Source organism: Microcoleus sp. AT3-D2, from assembly GCF_036705715.1.
In the GTDB taxonomy this organism is placed as follows: Bacteria; Cyanobacteriota; Cyanobacteriia; order Cyanobacteriales; family Microcoleaceae; genus Microcoleus.
The window spans coordinates 121730-140614 of record NZ_JAUBVE010000002.1 but is presented as its reverse complement, the minus strand read 5'-3'; the positions used below and the strand labels follow the sequence as shown (position 1 = coordinate 140614).

Below are 18885 nucleotides of genomic sequence, written 5' to 3'. Positions count from 1 at the left end.
ATAGGGGCTTTTGGGTAAGCAAGCCTCTAGGAAGAAACGCGGTTTTTCGCGCGAGGAGCGTCCTATGTTCTTAAAAATCGGCAGTGCAGGAGTTGAACCTGCCTGGGGCGAATTATGAGTTCGCTGCCTAAACCGCTCGGCCAACTGCCGTTAAATCGATTTGTTCGACCTAACTGAAAATGAATTATAACATAATTTCTCAGTCCGTGCTAGAACTAGAGAACAAAAATCAAAATCTTTAGATCTGCTGAGTCCCCGATCGCCTGTTAGCCAATGTGCTGGAGCCGATCGACCGGACAAAGCAGTTTCTAGGACTCGGCATAAACTTATAGGCAATGGCAGTGAATTCGACAGTAGTGCTGACTCTAATTCTGCTCGCTCTGATGTTTGGAGCAGGCGTGACGAGTTCTGTTTGGGGATTTACTATAGGTCGCGAAGCCTTGCAAGGAACGACTCAACCCGATATTCGCCCCAGCAACAATGCTGGCAGCGGCAAGCAGGGAACTCAGGCTAGCAAAGACCAAGTGAGCATTTTGAAAGAAAAAGACATTCTCACAACCGTCAAAGCACGGGTAGAAGGTCGCGATCCAGAAAAAACAACGGCCGGGGCAAATACTAAAACAGAGAAGGCAAGCTCTAAACCAGCCGCGGCCAAAAAACCGGCTGCACAAAATGCCAGCGCCAAGTTTCCCCGGAACAGTCGCGACGGGGGAATAACTCTGGAAGTAAGCGCGGCCAGTCAGCGCAACAATTCCATGCTGCTAGACGTGAGCATGAAAAATGAAGGCTCCCAAGCTGTGAGGTTTCTCTACAGTTTCTTGAACGTCACTGACGATCGTGGTCGGGCCCTAAGCGCGACTGCCGAGGACTTGCCGTCGGAACTGCCCCCCAACGGGCAGGTGTTTTACGGTACGGTGAGTATTCCCACAGCTTTGCTAGAAAATGCTAAGGAAGTTTCGTTGACGCTGACAGATTATCCAGGTCAAAAACTTCAGTTGCAAATATCTGGCATTCCAGTGGCGAAGTAAAATAAAAGAAGACCAAACCTGCAGACGGATTCTCAGGTTTGATCGAGAAAGTTTTTTTAGGGAGCATTGTGTCACTTTTAGGGGCGAGAGTGCAGGAGATATCTGATTTACCCGCGATGAGTTTGACAGAGGTGCTGTCGCGGTTGCTGTCAGTGCTGTTGCTGATTGCGATTAATGCTTTTTTTGTGGCGGCTGAGTTTTCGATGGTGACGGTACGCCGATCGCGCATCAATCAGTTAGTGGACGCTGGCGACGTTGCAGCTTTAACTGTGCAATCTTTGCAGCACAGTATTGAGCGATTGCTCTCAACAATGCAGTTGGGAATCACTCTTTCTAGTTTAGCTCTCGGCTGGATTGGGGAAAGTACGATCGCCGTGCTAGTGAGAATGTCGATCGGCTATTTGCCGCTGCCAACTTACATCAAGTCTGCGATCGCCCATTCTTTTAGCATATCAATAGTAACTTTTTTGTTGCTAGCTTACCTGCAAATCGTACTCGGCGAACTTTTCCCCAAATCTGTAGCGTTACTGTATTCCGAACAGCTAGCGAGAAGTTTAGGGCCTCCGAGTTTATTGATTGCCCGTTTGTTCAATCCCTTTGTGTCGTTTCTCAATCAATCTACTCGATCGCTCTTGCGGTTTGCGGGCATCGAATACGACCTAAGGCACCGGCCGGTTACTCCCGAAGAACTGCAATTAATTATAGCTACCTCCAGCGAATCAAGCGGCTTGGAAGCAGAAAAGCGAGAATTGCTCAACAACGTGTTTGAATTTGGCGAAGTTTGGGTAGAAGAAGTGATGGTGCCGAGGCCGAGCATTGTCGCACTTCCGAAGACGGCCACCTTTCAAAATTTGCTCGACGAAATGGCGATTTCTCACCATTCCCGCTATCCCGTGACGGGAGATTCTTTAGACGACATTATCGGCATTATTGGCTTCAAACAACTTGCGAAACCCCTAGCTGAAGGTTTGCTATCTCCCGACACGCCAATTGTAACTTGGATGCGTTCGGTGAGGTTTGTGCCGGAGATGATGGTGCTGGGAGAATTGCTGCCTTTGATGCAGAGTTCGTCGGAAGAAATTGCGATCGTTGTCGATGAATTTGGCGGCATTTCGGGATTGGTGACGCTGAGGGATTTGATAGCCGAAATTATCGGTCGCAGCTACGAGTCGTCCGACAGCCAAGAAATTGCTTTGCAAGTATTGGACGATCGCACTTTTTTGGTGCAAGCGCAGTTAAATTTAGATGATGTGAATCAAATATTGAATTTGGATTTGCCAGTAACTGACGAATATCAGACAATTGGAGGTTTTCTGAGTTATCAGTTGCAAAGAATGCCGGCTGCTGGGGAAGTTTGGCGGGGCGAAAATGTGGAACTTACGGTTGTTTCTGTGTCCGGGCCGAGGTTGGATCAACTTCAAATTCACTTGTTGGAAGGGGCGGCGGGCGATCGCACTTTAGGTGCAGTTGCAGCAGCCGACGGGCAAGTTGTGAGGAAAGGCGAAAGAATAGCGGGTTGAAAGGTGTGGCGAAATTTTCGAGTTCAGAATTTTTTAGTTAATGCCTATATAATCTACTCGCTCGAAGTCGCTGCGTACTAAATCATCTAACGTCGGGCCTTTGGGGCGCAAATTAACGCGATCGCCAGCCTTCACATTTTCGTAATATACGAAGGGAATGTAGATATCTTGCTCCTCCATAAAAGCGTAAGTAAAGCGAAAGGCACTGTCAATGTCCTCAGCTTTAACCTCACGAAAGTCAGAGAGGAACAGGAGATCCATTTCTTCCTCAAAGTACAGCATCTCCGCAAATGCACCTCCATCGTAGCAGTTATAACCAATATAACCGCAAGTATCGCTGCATTTGTAGTAGATGGCGCGACTGGGTATGAAGTTAGAAAGGGTGAGCGCATCTCCTTCTCCAAACACAAGGGAACCGGGCCTACAACTCAGTTTTTCAACGATCGTCCAAGGGTGTCCTCGGAACTGAAAAACAATATAGCTTTCGGTGGTAATGTCGATTTCGCGATCGTATATATCCCGTTCCCAAACATCCGCACGTCTCGCCCTACTAAGCTTTTGGGCTACTGACTCAATAGGAGCGCGAACGAGAAGTAGATTTTGGTTTCTGTCAATTGTTTCAATACCTCGGCGCTCTTCAATAGACATAATTTTCACCATTAAGTAAACTATGAATGAGTAGATAATAAACCATTATTTGGTGAAAAGTCTTCCGGGGATTCCCGGGCCTATTGCTTCTGGAATCGTTAGCTGGAGAAAGTAGACTTCGGGATTTTTCAACGAAGCTTGACCTAGTTGAAGCTGATTAAAGCTGCCCGGAATTTCACAACCTATAGCGTGCCAGACACCTACACCTCTGAATGATGCCTCTCTTATTGTTGCAAAACTAATCTGCTTGATATCGGCGCTAGTGATAAAAATGATTGCTGGTATTTTGCCTGCTGTCTTGGCAGGGCTGTTACCGAGCGCATCAATGAAACCGAGAATTTGATAATCTGAGTAACTAGGGGGCAGGAGACCTCCACTAAGTGCCTTTACCTCATAGAAAACGCTATCAGGATATGTTTCAGTTGGGCCTGCTGGAAAGTTTACGAATACAAGTGGAAGAACTCCATCAGGTACTACGTTTTGGTACTTATCTTTTGTTTCCCTTTTCCTTGCGGATGAAAAAAATCGCATGGTATTTTCTGGAATTGGAGTACCTGGTCTAATGGTAGCTAGTGCAAAGTTTTCATAAGCTTTTCCAACATCACCCATGTCTATATTTTGACTATCGGCAAGTTGATCGAGTCTAGCTTTGGTTGCTGGTGTATGAGAAGGGTCTGCACAAAACTGAGCCTGAGCTGCAAAAGTAAGCCCATTAATAGCAGTTGCTACCCCGATAAATAATGCGGTCTTTTGAAAGTAGTTCATAGCTGAAGCTCCAATGATACTTACAACATGATGATTGCTACGCACTCCGATAAAGAAACCGGGTTTTTTACCTAATCTGCGGTGTGTAACTAAGTATTTTTATAAAAAACCGGGTTTCTGGGCCCCAAAATTATTGCAGAGCGTGTTTATAGGATATTACGAGCCGAGTCATTTCACTGTAAGTGATTTATATCACTTGTTGCCATAATCAATATCACAATTGGAATCAGACAGGTATGGTAAATATCTACATATAGCGCATTCCAGGTTTATAAAGTGTAGGGATGGCTCTCGGTTGTATTATATAAACGTGGAATCTGCTGTAAATAATATTTAAACAGTACCAGTAATGCTAAAACACTCCTACTTAATTTCTGCTTTTTCTTCTATCGTTATTGCGTCTCTACCTTTTTTTCAGACTGTAGCAAATGCTCAGGAAGAACCAGGGTGCTTTATACTTGATTCATCAGGTAAAGTCAACAGACTCGATCCTTTATGCAAGCGTGATGAACAGCAGAAATTAAGAAATACTATGAAAGCTAAAGAACTTTATCAACAAGGGTTAGACCTCGGCCGCAGAAGGTTGTACAAGGAAGCAGTTGAAGCTTTTACTCAAGCAATTAATCTCAATCCTGATTTTGTAGAAGCTTATATTTACCGTGCTTATGCTCGAACTGGAACTGGAGATAACCATGGGGGAGTTAAAGATTTTCAGACAGCTATGGATATCTACAGGGCTAGAGGACGATCAGACATAGCTGATCAGCTTTTAGTCCCATTGAATACGCTGCAAAATGAAATTAAGGATGGACAGGAAGACCAAGGTCAATTGGAAGTTGAGGATGAGCCGGAAGGTAAGTAGTCTGCTGATTCAAAATTGATCAGGTAAAGTCAATAGACTCGATCCTTTATGCAAGCGCGATGAACAGCAGAAATTAAGGAATGCTATGAAAGCTCAAGAACTTTATCAACAAGGATTCGACCTCGGTCGCAAAGGACAGTATAAGGAAGCAGTTGAAGCTTTTACTCAAGCAATTAATCTCAATCCTGATTTTGTAGAAGCTTATAATTTACCGTGCTTATGCTCGGACTGGAACTGGAGACCAACATGGGGGAGTTAAAGATTTTCAGAAAGCTATGGATATCTACAGGGCTAGAGGACGATCAGACATAGCTGATCAGCTTTTAGTCCCATTGAATACGCTGCAAAATGAAATTAGGTTTGACCAGGAAGACCAGGGTCAACCGGAAGTTGAGGATGAGCCGGAAGGTAAATAAGCAGCCTAAATTTTAGTGTTGTTTGTAAGGTGCTTCAGGCTGGAAGCGAGTCGGAAATAATTAGGGTTTACCTCCGGGGCACTCTACTTCATGTTTAATACCAAATCCGGGTTTTGGAGCCCCTTTATTAACCAGTCGGCGCAGGCCGACATCGTTTGTGTAGATGCGGTTTCAACCGCCGAATCATCTAAGCATAAGGAACTGGATCTTGCAATTCCAATTCCTCAAAAGCCGCCAGCCGCAAGCGACAAGAATCGCAAACACCGCACGCAGTTTCGCCGCCTGCGTAGCAAGACCAAGTTTGCTCCCAAGGCACTTTTAATTTGTTGCCTAATTCAATAATTTCGGTTTTTTTAAGTTCAATCAAAGGTGTTACAATATTAATAGCTTCTCCTTCTCTTCCCTGCTTTGTTCCTAACCGAAATACTTCCTGCATGGCTTGGATGTAATCGAGGCGGCAGTCGGGATAGCCGGAATAATCTAAAGCGTTGACGCCGATGTAAATGCGATCGGCTTCTAGGGTTTCTGCGTAGGCGAGGGCAAAGCTGAGAAAGATTGTATTTCTAGCAGGAACGTAGGTAGTGGGGATGTTTTGAGACATTTCTCCCAGAGTGCGATCGATCGGCAATTCAATCTCATCATCCGTCAGCGCCGAACCGCCCCAAAGTGTCAAGTCAAAGTTTACTATCTGATGTGCCTTAACCGCGGCCGAAAGTGCGATCGCCCTTGCTGATTCCAACTCCCGCCGATGTCTTTGCTTGTAGTCAAAGGAAATAGCGTAACACTCGCAGCCGTCGGCTTTGGCTTGATACAAAACAGTTGAGGAATCCAGCCCTCCCGACAATAAAATAACTGCTTTCACTTAAAACATCCTCAATCAAATTAGCTTTTATATTTATATCAAATTAGTGGCAAATTGACAATAATAATAGTTGTGCAGAACATCTAAATGTAGCGTATGCACTGCACGCCTTACCCTAAAAACTAACTGGTTCCTAGGCTCTGCCTGGGAACCATATCTAGAGGATCTGCCTCGCATTGCGACCAGGAAAATTGGAGGCAGAGCCTCCGGATCTATGTTACCAGGCAGAGCCTAGTAACGAGTAGAACCAGTAGAAAGAAAATTCATCTTTTGTGGAACAGGCAAGATGCCTGTGCTTGAGATTGGTGCAGGATGTCAGATTTAAATTGCTAATAAATCATCGATTTCGCGGTAATCGGGCAAAATTGTATCAATTTTAATACCCTGCCGCAAAACTGTGCGATCGCCCTGCGATCTAGATAACAATTCGCTGAAATTCCGCGCCTTAAACAAAATCAAATCAGCAGGTAAACCAACTGCAATTCGTCCTAAATTCGGCAATCCCATTAAATCTGCTGGAGTCTTTGTCACTGCACAGGGCCAGTCTCCATAAGGCCTATCTAAATGGGCGATGCGGACTGCCATATTAAAGACTTCTAAAACATCATGATCGCCAAATCCGTAAAACGGATCGCGACAATTGTCGCTAGCAACAGCAACAGGAATTCCGGCTGCTTTGAGTTCGTGCAGGAGAGTCACTCCCCGCCAGCGCGGTGTATGCTGAGATTCTCTGTCTTGCAAGTAAAGGTTGCACATCGGCAAGCTGACAATGCCAATATTTGCTTCCTTGACTAATTCCAGAGTTTCTGTTACTAAATCTGAGGGTTGTACGGCTAAACTACAGCAGTGTCCGCAGATAATTTGACCGGAAAATTCATGGCGGATGGCAGTTTTTGCGACTTCCCGCAATGTTACTGAATCTGGATCGTCGTTTTCATCGGTGTGGAAGTCGAGGTTTAAATTTCGTTCTTTGGCTAAGGTAAAAACTCGATCGAGTTGTTTGTCTAAGTCGGGGTTGATATAGGCGACTCCGCCGAGAATGCCGCCAATTTGGGCAATGCGATCGGCTAATTTTTCGCCGGCGGGTGTCAGGAAATAGTCGAGGGAAACCAGGGAAACTGCTTGCAAGATCAGCCGATCGCCCCATTCGGCTTGCAGCGCTTCAAATACTCCCAAACTAACGGTTCCCTGTTCGCCCGCGCTGTCGATGTGAGTGCGGATAGCCTTGGTTCCGTGGGCGTAGCTGCACTTGAGGCCAAACTCCATTCGCCGGTAAACATCCTCTGCATTCCAGTTTTTTTGAGCATCAGCGCCTACCGCTTCGATCGCGCTGGCAAAAGTTCCATCGGGATTGGGCGATCGTTCCCAAATGTGGCCTTTGTCTAAATGCGTGTGCATATCCACAAAACAAGGCCAAACTAAGCCGCCATGCAAATCTATAACTGGGATATCTCCACAGGAGGATACAGGTTTTGTATCTGCTGGGATAATTTGGACGATCGCCCCTGCTGCAATTTCCAAATCCACCAAACAAAAATTGTTCTCACTCCCCGTTGTCGCCACAGTAGAAGCTGAGGGCGCACTCGATTTTATCTCTAGAAGAGACGCGGGTACGCGACCATTTTTGAGCAAATAATTAGATGTACTTGGCAACATTAATTTTGTGAGTTAGTATTTTGTTGATAATTCCCGGCTACCAGTTGTAACTATAACAACCCTTGCAGGAATTGTGAACATCTTTTTTCCCCTCTTTCTCTCTTTTTTAGATTCTCTGCGCCCTTTGCGCCCTCTGCGGTTAGTTAAACAAATATCATGCAGAAAGAAAATATAACTCCTAGAGAAACTTGGATTAAATAGGTAGCTTTGCTGTTTGTACTTCAGCCTTGATCACTGAAGCACATATGCAAAATTTTTATATTTTTAGGACAGCGCGAAAATCAGCGTCACGAGTTTGGCTATGCCAGATACTTCCAGATCCCGAATCCTTTTGCTATCATAAATTACTGCTTCAAATAGCAATTTCACTTTCAACTAACAGCAGCATCCATAGCAAGAGTCAAAAACAACTGTGTCAAAACCCAAGCATATAGTTTTAACATCCCATCCCGACAGATCCGGCACAAAACCTCATCCCATTTACTGGGGAGAAATCGATCCCCTGAAACGGGGGCCTGTGATTGGCAGCCTCACCAAATCGTCTCACCGGAATGCGATCGGCACTCATTCGGGTTCCTACTCTGTTTATCGCGCGCTAGCAGTTGCTTCCGGCGCACTCCAAGCCGATCACCGCCCCGATTTTACCAACACCTCTCCGGCCGCACACATCGGGCCGCACCCGAGTTGGGGCGATCGCAATTTGATTGTTTCTCTCGATCCGTTTGGGGGTTTGGTCAGCGAAGTTTATACTTCATTTATCCAGCAGGGATATGATATTCGACCGACAATTGCTGTCACTAAAGCTCACATTAATATGCCGGAATTGCAAGATGCTATTGCTAAGGGGCGGGTGCAAATTGATGGCAAAATAGTCAAAGCAGGCGGCAATTTAGCAGTCACTAAAATTGCGATCGACCCGGTGTGGTATTTGCCGGGAATTGCTAGGCGGATTGGGGCCCAAGAAAGCGTTCTCCGCCGTGTCCTGTTTGAGCAAACAGGGGGAATGTTCTCGGATTTAGTGACGCGGCCAGACTTACACGTTTTCTTGCCACCAATTGGCGGAACTACGGTTTATATTATTGGCGATGTCGCGAATATTTCTGACCCGGATAAGCAGTTGGCGGTACGGGTACACGATGAATGCAACGGTTCAGATGTCTTCAGTTCGGATATCTGCACTTGCCGCCCTTATTTGGTACATGGCATTGAAATTTGTATCCAAACGGCACAATCCGGCGGTTCTGGGGTAATAGTTTACTTCCGCAAGGAAGGGAGAGCTTTGGGGGAAGTGACTAAGTTTTTGGTGTACAATGCCAGAAAACGGCAGGAAGGCGGCGATCGCGCTGATGCCTATTTTACGCGCACTGAATGTGTTGCGGGAGTTCAAGATATGCGGTTTCAAGAACTAATGCCAGACGTGCTGCACTGGTTGGGGATCTCTCGCATTGACAGTTTAGTTTCTATGAGCGATATGAAATACAATGCGATTATCAATTCTGGCATTCAGGTGGTCGATCGCATCGCCATTCCTGAAGATTGGATTCCAGCAGACGCACAAGTCGAAATCGTCGCCAAAAAAGCCGCCGGCTACTACACGCCAGACCCTGTGTCAGATGCTACAATTCTTGCAGAAGCGATCGGACGCGATTTAGGAGATTGAGAGGGCAAAGACGCGATCGATCGGGCGCGAACAATTGCGTCTTTGCTAAATAAAATTTATTGCTGGTTTTTGATCAGTCAGGGTAGGTTATGGCTAATTTGCGTTCTACTGTGATCGTAAAAACAGATATTTGCGGATATACCGTCAGAGTCAAAAAATTATCTCAGTCGGACTTAAGTAGTTTGTTAAACGAGCATAAAAATTTTGTTTCAGATATTAGCGCCAGAAATGAAGGCAGCGTGATTAAAGGAGAAGGTGATTCATTTTGGATAATTTTTCCCAGCGTCACAGCAGCGGCGGTAGCAGCCATAGAAATGCAGCAAGAATTGAGAGCGCAACAATCTAGCAAGGCGAACGACGAACGATTGGCTATTCGCGTGTCGATTACATTAGGAGATGTCTTGCATCAAGATAAAGATATCTTTGGCGATACGGTGAATTTAACAGCGCGCATAGAATCAGTAACTCCGCCGGATGAAATATATTTGTCGCAAGCAGCATGGCTGGCGCTCAACAAAGCAGAAGTGCAAACGTCTTTTGTCAACGAGTTTTCTTTGAAAGGGATGAGCGAACCTGAAAAAGTATACAAAGTTGACCAAAGTTACAAAACGCGAATCATCAAGAATCAAGCAATAATTAAAGCAGATTTGAGAGGTTTTATTGGTTATCAAGAATCTAATTCTATCAAAGACGTTGAATATTTGCTCACCAACTTTGATACTTTTGAAAAAACAATTTGCGAAGAATACGGCGGCACAATTCGGAGTATTGTCGGTGATTCGCATTTGTTGACTTTCCCGGAAGCTCACTCAGCATTAGCGGCAATGGAAAGTTTGTGCGAGAATTGGAAACTTTTTATTCAGGCCAATCAAATACCTTGTGGCTTGTCGGTGGGAGTTGCTAAGGGAAATTTATATATATTTAGGTCTTGCACTTACGGAAAAGATATTAATATAGCCGACAGGCTGGAAGATTTAAGTAAAATAGTATCTCCGGGGACTGAAAGAAATTCGGTGATAGTTTCCGATCAAGTAAAACGCGAAGTCAGCGGATCGAAGTGGGAATATAAGCTGATCAAACTAGATAAAAATGTGATTTTAGATAATCTTTTAGATTACAGTCAGTTTGACTTTTTTCAAGAAAACGATGTTTACCGTTGTTTGGTGGTATGACGTTGAAAAATATTGAACTTGAGACTGTAGAATATCTGAGAACACCGATTGCTATTCGCCAAAAGTGCGATCGGCTTTTTGATTTAGCCCGCCTTGACAAACTCCGCTACTTCCGTGTCGATTTATCCCAACTCGACAAAGCAGCAAATTATGTAATTGACACAACGCGCCAACAGTATCCCGATTTTAACATTCCCTTTCACAGTCGCTGGCGACATTTTGAAGTCGGCAACCTGCCGCGCCTCGCCCAATTGGATGCAGCTTTAGCAGAATTTGCACTCATAGAGCAAGCTAAGATCAAATTTGATTTAGCAATTGTCAGCGTTTTGCTTGATGCCGGTGCTGGTGCAGATTGGCAGTATTGTGAACCAGAAACCGGGCAGGTTTACCGCCGTTCTGAAGGGTTAGCAATAGCCAGCTTGCGGATGTTTTGTCAAGGTGTTTTTTCCAGCAATCTCGATTTTCCTTGGCAAGCTGATTCTCGCGGACTTTCTCAATTAAAACTAGAAACCTTAGCTACTGGATTTCAGGTAAGTCGAGACAATCCGCTAGTTGGTTTAACAGGCAGATTAGAATTATTGCAGCGCTTGGGGAATGCGATTTGCCAGCATCCATTATTATTTGATAGCGAAAACCCGCGTCCCGGCAATTTAGCCAAATACTTGCTCGACAGTCGGATTTCAGTATCCAAAACAGTGAAGGCTGCTGATGTGTTGAGCGCTGTTTTGAGAGGTTTTGGGGAAATTTGGCCGGGAAGATATGCAATTGGTGGTGTTAATTTAGGCGATGTTTGGCGGCATCCGGCTTTAACAGGAGAAAATCTGGGAGATGAATTCGTGCCGTTTCACAAACTCTCGCAGTGGTTGACTTATTCGCTGTTGGAACCGCTGCAAGAACTTGGTTTAGAAGTCGCGGGATTGGATGAGTTAACGGGATTGCCGGAGTACCGCAACGGCGGTTTGTGTTTGGATATTGGGCTGCTGCAGGCAAAAGATTCGGCTATTTTTGAGCAGAGTTACTTGCCGGGTTCGGAAGTTATAGTAGAATGGCGATCGCTCACTGTCAATCTTTTAGATAAAATTGCCGCATCTATTCGAGAAAAGCTGCATTTGAGTGCGACAGAATTGCCGCTGGTGAAGATTTTGCAAGGAGGAACTTGGGCGGCGGGACGGAAAATTGCGGGCGAATTGAGGGCTGGTGGAGTGCCACCAATTCAGATTGAAAGTGACGGCACTGTGTTTTAGAAGCAAGAAGCAAGAAGCAAGAAGGAAGAGGGGAAATTATCCCCTCTTTCAACTTAAAATTCAAAATTCAAACCTGAAAACTATACCTCACACTACACTCCCAACAAGCTGCTTAGAGACAAGTGCGATATTTGACGTGATAAACTAAACCGCGATGAGCCAAATCGAAGGAGTCAACGGTGGCCATGTCGGCACCGCGGGCTGTCATGGCAGCATTTACTCGCATATTTACACTGTCACCACAGCGAGACCAAACATTAGCTACAGTGGCTAAGCTATCTCGAACATTGTAGTTTGTTTCGCCACTGAGATTCCGATTAAAAACTGGCTTAGTCTCCCGGTGGGCGGATGAAAGGCAATTGTCGGAGCGAATTTTATTCGCGCGATATTTCTGTTTTCAATAGGGTTTGATATAAGTAGTCCAGGACGCAGGTGCCGCAGAAACCGGGTTTGTTTTGTCAAGAATGCCTCAATGGCTGATAAGTTAGAATAAAGCAAATTAATTATTCAAAAAAATGAGTCCTAAAGTTACTGTTATCGACCATCCTTTGATACAGCACAAGTTAACTCTCATGCGGCAAACTCAAACGAGCACGGCGAAATTTCGCCAATTGCTGAAAGAGATTGGGATGCTGCTAGCCTATGAAGTGACGCGAGATTTGCCGCTAAAATACGAACAAATAGAAACGCCGATCGCCAAAATGAATGCACCTGTGCTGGCTGCTGAAAAGAAAATTGTTATTATTTCGATTATGCGCGCAGGTCAGGGACTGTTAGATAGTATTTTAGAGCTGATTCCGTCTGCGAGGGTAGGACATATTGGTTTGTACCGCGATCCGACAACTCGGATGGTGATTGAATATTATTTCAAAGTTCCCCAGGATATCGAACAGCGAGATGTTTTAATTGTCGATCCGATGCTGGCTACTGGTAATTCAGCAGTCGCGGCAGTGGATAGGTTGAAAGAAGTTAATCCGAAGTCTATTAAGTTTTTGTGCTTGCTGGCGGCACCGGAGGGAGTGGGGCACTTTCACGAACAACACCCTGACGTGCAGATTTATACGGCCGCAGTTGACGAGTGTTTGGACGAACACGGCTATATTGTACCCGGATTGGGAGATGCGGGCGATCGGCTTTACGGCACTATGTGAATTCAATAAAATTATTTTCTGCTGTATATGCCAATACATTCATTTAAAAATAAGTTTACTAACATAAGCAGTGGTTTGATAGTGCCATACAATGTAAGTTGTAAAATTTTAATGTCAGGAAAAGCCTATATATAACAATGGTTGTAGGGCTTTCTTACATTAAATTCGTAAATTGCATTATCTAGATGTATTTACTGCATTTGATGGTTAAATTCTCTGCCTTTAGTGTAATTAATTGCAAGAATTAGTTATTAAAATAGATGTATGATGCTAACCGTTTGCGATCAACTACTAACATTTCTTTGACGAGGGAAAAACAATGGAGACTACAGCACAGAAAGAAGCCCCAACTCAGCCTGTTGAGGAAGTGAAAATTCAGAATATCAACAGTTTGGAGTTTGAGCTTTGGGCTAAAGCAGTGAAACGGCAGATGATTGCAGCACTCTCTAAAAAGGGCGCGATTTGACATCTCTGGGTTTTTTGTGCGCCAGTTGTGTTAATTAGATTAACAAAATTTTTGTCTGCATTCTTGTCCGAGAGCGATAAGTGGGGAGGGGAAGAGTTTTGAGATTGCGCCTCTTGATGAGTTGCGGGAGGGGGAGAAGAAAGCATTTTCCTTTTTCCTAGTTTTGGACGTACAGGTGGAAGGAAGCCGGGTTTTTTTACGAAAATACTTCTGTTGCAATCGGCAGAAATGGTAAAAAACCCCGGTTTCTTTGTGTCAAGAGTGCGTCCGGGACTGTTCTATCTGCCGATTGCTTTCTGCCAGATTACGATCGCTTGTCAACCGCCGCCAGCAAGCGCAGACTTCCGTCTTGAATCTGCACTGCTTTCACCGTTCCCACAGCAACTCTTTGTTGACCGTTAGCCATCGCTACCTCAATCTTAATCTTGGGGTCAGCCTGTAATCCCAGTCGCCCCCACAGCCACTTGACTTGGGTAGCAGGAAAAGAGCTCACTTCTACATCAGAAAAGGGCGAATTAACCCAGCGGCTACCATCGTAAAAACTCGCTACCTGCACCTGATACCAAACTTGTTCCCCCGCCAATTTTAACTCGTTTTTCGGGTCGGGTTCCAGCCACTCAGCGGGATTGACACTGTTAATTAAAGTAGCAGAACCCATAATTTGACTTTTGTGGTCTTCTAAACTTTCCGCCTGAGAAACTGCTTCCTGAAGTTTGTTGACCAAATTCCGAATTCGATTTCTTGTTTCGCTGTCAGTATCTGATTGCTGGTCGAGCCAATTCATCGCCTCGCGAGTTCCGTCTTGAGACGCTACAATCAGGGCACCCCAAGCCTTGACATCGGCGTCAGCGGCATTCACTCTCAAGGCGGCGTCTATGCGGTTCCAGATGCGCCCGCTGTCATTTTTGAGGGTTGTGGCTATTTCGTGACTGTTACTCGGATCGGCTTCAAATACTTGCAAAGCTTCTGTCCAGCGGCCGTCGATCAATTCTGCGAGAACTTGTTGACCGGGACTGGCCCAAGAGGCGATCGCCTGAGCCCGAGTAATTTTAGCGTGAAATTCGATCGTTTCTAGCTGAGCTTGCGCGACTGCGGGCCAATTTTTGCCGGCTTTCCCCTTCGCCACACGCATAACATTTAATGCTGGAGACCACAGCCCGCTTTTTGCCAGTCGCAGCCCATTTTTGTAAGTCTCGTCGTTGAAAGCAATTTCTTCTAAAGAAATCGCCGTTAACTGAACTGGGTTCGGCAAAAATTTGCGCGGGCCAATTTGATAAAGGGTAAATTGCGGCTCTAAACCAACTGTTTGGTCGATCGCCAACTGGGGGTTTTCGCCCTTAACAATTTGCTGCCAATTCGGCGGTTGTCCGGCCGCACTCGCCCACTCCAACAGCGGCATTAAATGATTTTGGCTGGGGTTGTAGCGAACGACTTGTCCGTAGGGAATTTTCTTGTCGCCCTGCTTTAGTTGACCGCTGACATTAAACCAAATGCCGGAGGCGGGGGGCTTTCCGTCAAAGCGCCGCAGTTGTGTTAGGGGTAGCGACTGATTCGAGGCTTGATTGTTATATCTAGAGTCAGCTAAAGAAGCAATGACAAAAGATTCCGCAGGGCCTTCTACGTTCACAGAACTTGCTAACTGAAAATACTGCTCTTTATCGGAACTGCGATCGGGCAACTGTACTCGCTTGTACACCCGAAGTTCGACAATTTGGCGACAAGGGTTTGTGCAAACAGTAGAAGCCTTAACAGTTCTTTCTACCATCACCGGCAAGAGCAAATCGGAAATAGAATTATCGCGGGATTGATCGACGGGAAGAGGCAGGGCTTCTCCGGTTACGAATCCCAATTTGCGGATGCTGCCTTTGATTTGATCGAGAGTTTGGATCGAATCTCTGCTACCTGTAGGCAGGCGCGACCATTCAGGCACAAACTGAGAGATCAACTTGTTGCCATTGGGATCGACAATTAGCTGATAACTCAGCCAAGCGCCGCCTCCCATTAAAGCTGCACAGCCACCCAAGATGCTGAGGGCTGTCAAATTAGCTATCAGTCTTTTCCAGGGATATCTGGCGCGAGTTCGGGGAGTAGGTATTGGACGCTGGGACTCTTGAAGATTTTTGGGGCGTCGGGTTTGGCGCCGGCGTCTTGTCGGAGGAGGAGCAACTTTGCGATTTTCTGGGGGTAAGGCTCGATTTTTTGAGGGGTTAATTTTGTGTTCCATCATGCCATTTTAGAATTTAGATTTTAGAATTTAGAGTTTAAAATTGCAATAGCCGATCGTACTGCCGACCTATGATATCCCAAGTGTATTGGCTTTCAACGAGCGATCGAGCGTTGACAGAGAGCTCCTGTCTTAGCTGCTGATTTTCAAACAAACTGGCGATCGCCTCAACATACTCGTGAACTTTGTTGGCCCGCAAGGCCCTTATTAGTTGTGGGCCGCCATCGACGGCTAAACCCTCCAAACCTCGATCGCTAGCAACCACGGGAGTTCCCGCAGCCATCGCCTCCAAAGTTTTATTTTTAATCCCAAAACCAATCCGCATCGGCACCACACAAACAGCAACCTGATGCAAATATTCTGCCACCCTTTGTACCCGACCTACTACTTGAATTCCGGGAAGTTCCCCCAAGGCGAGCACTTCCGGGACTGGCGAAGCCCCTACTAAGGTGAGGGTAGCATCGGGATAGCGCTGCTGCAAAGGCGGCAGTATTTGCAAACTGAGAAACCGCGCCGCGTCAATATTGGGCAAATTGTTCATTGCGCCTGCAAAAATTAAGGTGTGTCCTCCCGGATCGATCGATCTATACGGAAATTGAGTTAAATCCACGCCGTTAGGAATTACATCAATGGGAGGTACAAAAAAATCTTGTTTTCCTCGCACCCGAACCGGAGGCAACAGTAATTCTAGGAGTTGCTCTCTGTCTGTGGATGTTGTCGCGACAATGCGGGAGAATTTGGAACAGTAGCGTTTTTCGTAGCGGGCGAGTAGCGGTAAATTTAGTCGATCGCGCACGGGTTTTTCCGAGGTGCCGGTGGCTAACATTTCCCTGCAAGTTCCCCAAACGGAACTGTGAATGTTTGCCACTGTCAGCAGTTTTTGACGCCATTCTGGACGCACGTAAATTTCGTTAACGCTGTGCTCGCAGGTGACAGCATCGCATTTACCTGCTGTTACCAATTCGTCTGCCCAATTCTGCATTGATTGGGAGTAGCTTGAGAGTACGTTCGGAGGTGTGCCCGACTGCAAAAATCGACTGAATCTGTGGAATTTTCCTATTATTTCAGAGAACCCCCCCTCAGTCCCCCCCTTATTAAGGGGGGGAGGTAAAAATCTTTCCTCAGTCTCCTGGTGGAGTCTTAGCCCCCCCTTAGCAAGGGGGGGTTGGGGGGGTGTCTGCGGATGGGGAAAAACTGCCAATTCTGCAACTTGCTGGCGCAATGTGTCGATTTGTGAATCGGTGACATCGGGCGATCGTACAGTGCCGAGAATTACATCATGCCGCAGGCTCAAGTATTGCAATAAATTAAACGTCCTTACCTGAGTTCCTCCGCGGCTTGGCGGATAGGGAAAAGTCGAGGAAAGCATCAAAATCTTCATGGGATGTGGGATAAATAAAGTTGTCGCTTGCGCGATAAAATTAATTGATAAAATCTTTTTAACAATCTTCGCACCTATGGACGAATTATCTGTTAAGGCGCTACTCGAAGACTTGAAAAAATCCGACGAAATCGTGCGCGATCGGGCAACTACAGAACTCTGGCGCACTTGGTTTAACCAGAAAGGTGACTATGGGATGCAAATTCTCAGGCGATCGCAAGTTTCGTTAGATGCAGGCGATGTTCACCACGCTTTGGATTTGCTGACGAAACTGATCTCCGAAGCGCCGGATTTTGCGGAAGCTTGGAACCGACGCGCCGTACTTCACTATACTCAAGGAAATTATAAAAAGTCGCTCCACGACTGCGAAATTGTCCTCAAACTGAACCCGGTGCATTTTGGGGCATTGCACGGTCTGGGTTTGTGCTACGCTGCCTTGGGAGAATACCTAAATGCTATTCAAGCTTTTCGTCGCGCTTTGGAAATTCAACCGTTTGCTTTGGTGAATCAAAAGTTAATTCTTGAATGTACGGCTCGTTTGAGTTAAAATACATAGGGCATTGGGCATTAGGCATTGGGCATTGGTGGTTCTTTTGTCAGCACTGAATTGCAAAATTTTTAGACGATTTCAAATCTAAAATAGTATAAACTTGTGCCGAAAATTAGCGTTTGCATTGCTACTTGCAATCGAGTGCATCTACTGGCTTGTGCGATCGCCAGCGTGCTAGATCAAACTTATACAGATTTTGAATTAATTATCTGTGATGACGGTTCTACTGACAGCACTCCTCTGTTGATGTCGGAATTTGTCGATCGCGGGATTCGCTACATTCGCCACCCGCAGAATATCGGCAAGAGTAATAATATGCGATCGGGCTTTGCGGCAGCTAGGGGCGAATATTTTATCAAGTTTGACGATGACGATCGCCTGAGCGCGCAATTTCTAGAGCGGACATCGGCTATTTTAGATAAAGACCCCAGCATCGATTTTGTCAGTACAGATCACTGGGTGATCGACATTAACAATTATATTGACGAAAACCAGACGAAACTCAATTCGCAGCGGTGGGGGCGCACCGAGTTGTCGGCTGGAATTATTGAAGATTTGCTCTCGGTAGTTTTTCTGAGACAAAGTTTGCAAATAGGGGCGACTTTGTTTCGCCGCCGCGCGCTGGAAGAAGTCGGATTTCTGCGGCAGAATTGGCAAAATTGCGAAGATAACGATTTGTTTGTGAGACTTGCAATTGCGGGCAAAAAGTGCTATTACTTGCCGGAGCTGTTGATGGAGTATCGAGTTCATGCAGGACAGCAAGGAGTCGATCGGGCAATTCCATATTTAAGCGATAAATTGCGCTATTTGACAGGCTACGAATTTGATTCCGAGAAGTTGGAAACAGTCAGGCTCAAAAGGATTGCAGAAACTCAGTTAGCGCTAGGTTTGCGACTGATTGAGGTTGGTGAAACTGCAAAAGGACGCCTGATGGTGCAGGCTGGAAAGTCGGTTTCTGAGGCGAAAATGTGGGCTGGTTTGGGATTGTCGCTGCTGCCGGTGGAGTTGCGTCCAAGGGCCTTTGAGTTTGTGCGAAAGTTGATGAAATAACCATCAATAAGAATTATTAATTTTCAACAACGGATAATATATTAAATTTAATTAGAGTACGGGGTTTTGTTTTGCCTTGAGATTTGCTCAGATTTGGCTCGAACGAGAACTTGCCGGGGATCGTTCCGAGAGTCGGCAGCAAAAAATAAAAATTCGATCGGACACGTTTTACATTAAATTAAGAAATTAAGAAATACTAAAAAATTAAGTATTTACGACTTTGACATCGA

Annotated in this window: 18 protein-coding genes and 1 tRNA gene; 11 read left to right on the top strand and 8 right to left on the bottom strand. The window is 45.6% G+C overall.

Annotation, left to right across the window (positions count from 1 at the left end; translation table 11 throughout):
• Positions 1-77 precede the first annotated feature (77 nt).
• Positions 78-150, bottom strand: a tRNA-Ile gene (locus QUB44_RS02110).
• 185 nt (positions 151-335) lie between these two features.
• On the opposite strand from QUB44_RS02110, the gene QUB44_RS02105 reads away from it, so the two are divergent.
• Together QUB44_RS02105 and QUB44_RS02100 are read left to right on the top strand one after the other, a co-directional pair.
• On the top strand, positions 336-1028 hold the full coding sequence (locus QUB44_RS02105; RefSeq protein WP_333362510.1) for a hypothetical protein: 693 nt from the start codon (positions 336-338) through the stop codon (positions 1026-1028).
• A 68-nt stretch (positions 1029-1096) separates the two neighbouring features.
• Complete coding sequence (locus QUB44_RS02100; protein ID WP_333362507.1) at positions 1097-2548, top strand: hemolysin family protein; 1452 nt, start codon at positions 1097-1099, stop codon at positions 2546-2548.
• 33 nt (positions 2549-2581) lie between these two features.
• Here the strand turns inward: QUB44_RS02100 and QUB44_RS02095 are convergent, their stop codons facing one another.
• Both QUB44_RS02095 and QUB44_RS02090 read right to left on the bottom strand, forming a co-directional pair.
• Entirely contained in the window at positions 2582-3196 is a 615-nt protein-coding gene (locus QUB44_RS02095; protein WP_333362504.1) for a hypothetical protein, read from the bottom strand.
• A gap of 45 nt (positions 3197-3241) precedes the next feature.
• The gene (locus tag QUB44_RS02090) at positions 3242-3961 is read right to left on the bottom strand and encodes a hypothetical protein (protein WP_333362501.1); all 720 of its coding nucleotides are present in this window, start codon (positions 3959-3961) and stop codon (positions 3242-3244) included.
• Between the two features lie 532 nt (positions 3962-4493).
• Here QUB44_RS02090 and QUB44_RS02085 point away from each other — a divergent pair.
• Together QUB44_RS02085 and QUB44_RS02080 are read left to right on the top strand one after the other, a co-directional pair.
• Positions 4494-4823, top strand: a complete 330-nt coding sequence (locus QUB44_RS02085) for a hypothetical protein (protein ID WP_333362498.1) — start codon at positions 4494-4496, stop codon at positions 4821-4823.
• A gap of 85 nt (positions 4824-4908) precedes the next feature.
• Positions 4909-5082, top strand: coding sequence for a tetratricopeptide repeat protein (locus QUB44_RS02080; protein WP_333362496.1), 174 nt, complete (start codon positions 4909-4911; stop codon positions 5080-5082).
• A gap of 344 nt (positions 5083-5426) precedes the next feature.
• Here QUB44_RS02080 and queC read toward each other — a convergent pair whose 3' ends face one another.
• Both queC and QUB44_RS02070 read right to left on the bottom strand, forming a co-directional pair.
• The gene (gene queC / locus QUB44_RS02075; protein ID WP_333362493.1) at positions 5427-6101 is read right to left on the bottom strand and encodes a 7-cyano-7-deazaguanine synthase QueC; all 675 of its coding nucleotides are present in this window, start codon (positions 6099-6101) and stop codon (positions 5427-5429) included.
• Positions 6102-6422: 321 nt separating this feature from the next.
• Complete coding sequence (locus QUB44_RS02070) at positions 6423-7757, bottom strand: cytosine deaminase (RefSeq protein WP_333362490.1); 1335 nt, start codon at positions 7755-7757, stop codon at positions 6423-6425.
• 412 nt (positions 7758-8169) lie between these two features.
• On the opposite strand from QUB44_RS02070, the gene QUB44_RS02065 reads away from it, so the two are divergent.
• The 3 genes from QUB44_RS02065 (at position 8170) to QUB44_RS02055 (ending at position 11833) form a co-directional block, all read left to right on the top strand.
• Entirely contained in the window at positions 8170-9417 is a 1248-nt protein-coding gene (locus QUB44_RS02065) for a GTP cyclohydrolase II (RefSeq protein WP_333362487.1), read from the top strand.
• Between the two features lie 89 nt (positions 9418-9506).
• A complete protein-coding gene (locus tag QUB44_RS02060; RefSeq protein WP_333362484.1) occupies positions 9507-10589 on the top strand; it encodes an adenylate/guanylate cyclase domain-containing protein in 1083 nt (360 codons plus the stop codon).
• On the top strand, positions 10586-11833 hold the full coding sequence (locus tag QUB44_RS02055) for a URC4/urg3 family protein (RefSeq protein WP_333362481.1): 1248 nt from the start codon (positions 10586-10588) through the stop codon (positions 11831-11833). Before QUB44_RS02060 ends, QUB44_RS02055 begins: the two co-directional genes overlap by 4 nt.
• 112 nt (positions 11834-11945) lie before the next feature.
• Here QUB44_RS02055 and QUB44_RS02050 read toward each other — a convergent pair whose 3' ends face one another.
• Complete coding sequence (locus tag QUB44_RS02050) at positions 11946-12206, bottom strand: DUF4360 domain-containing protein (RefSeq protein WP_333362567.1); 261 nt, start codon at positions 12204-12206, stop codon at positions 11946-11948.
• 142 nt (positions 12207-12348) lie between these two features.
• Between QUB44_RS02050 and upp the strand changes: the two genes are divergently transcribed.
• Entirely contained in the window at positions 12349-12984 is a 636-nt protein-coding gene (gene upp, locus QUB44_RS02045) for a uracil phosphoribosyltransferase (protein WP_333362478.1), read from the top strand.
• A 319-nt stretch (positions 12985-13303) separates the two neighbouring features.
• Positions 13304-13450, top strand: a complete 147-nt coding sequence (locus QUB44_RS02040; protein ID WP_332946242.1) for a hypothetical protein — start codon at positions 13304-13306, stop codon at positions 13448-13450.
• A 304-nt stretch (positions 13451-13754) separates the two neighbouring features.
• Here QUB44_RS02040 and QUB44_RS02035 read toward each other — a convergent pair whose 3' ends face one another.
• Together QUB44_RS02035 and QUB44_RS02030 are read right to left on the bottom strand one after the other, a co-directional pair.
• Positions 13755-15677 (bottom strand): hypothetical protein, encoded by a 1923-nt coding sequence (locus QUB44_RS02035; RefSeq protein ID WP_333362475.1) that lies wholly within the window; start codon positions 15675-15677, stop codon positions 13755-13757.
• Between the two features lie 34 nt (positions 15678-15711).
• Positions 15712-17055 carry a glycosyltransferase family 4 protein gene (locus QUB44_RS02030; RefSeq protein ID WP_333362472.1) on the bottom strand — a complete coding sequence of 448 codons (1344 nt, stop codon included), beginning with the start codon at positions 17053-17055 and terminating at the stop codon, positions 15712-15714.
• Between the two features lie 76 nt (positions 17056-17131).
• On the opposite strand from QUB44_RS02030, the gene QUB44_RS02025 reads away from it, so the two are divergent.
• Positions 17132-17602: a tetratricopeptide repeat protein gene (locus QUB44_RS02025; RefSeq protein ID WP_333362468.1), complete on the top strand. Its 471-nt coding sequence runs from the start codon at positions 17132-17134 to the stop codon at positions 17600-17602.
• A 105-nt stretch (positions 17603-17707) separates the two neighbouring features.
• Positions 17708-18655: a glycosyltransferase gene (locus QUB44_RS02020; protein WP_333362465.1), complete on the top strand. Its 948-nt coding sequence runs from the start codon at positions 17708-17710 to the stop codon at positions 18653-18655.
• Positions 18656-18885 lie beyond the last annotated feature (230 nt).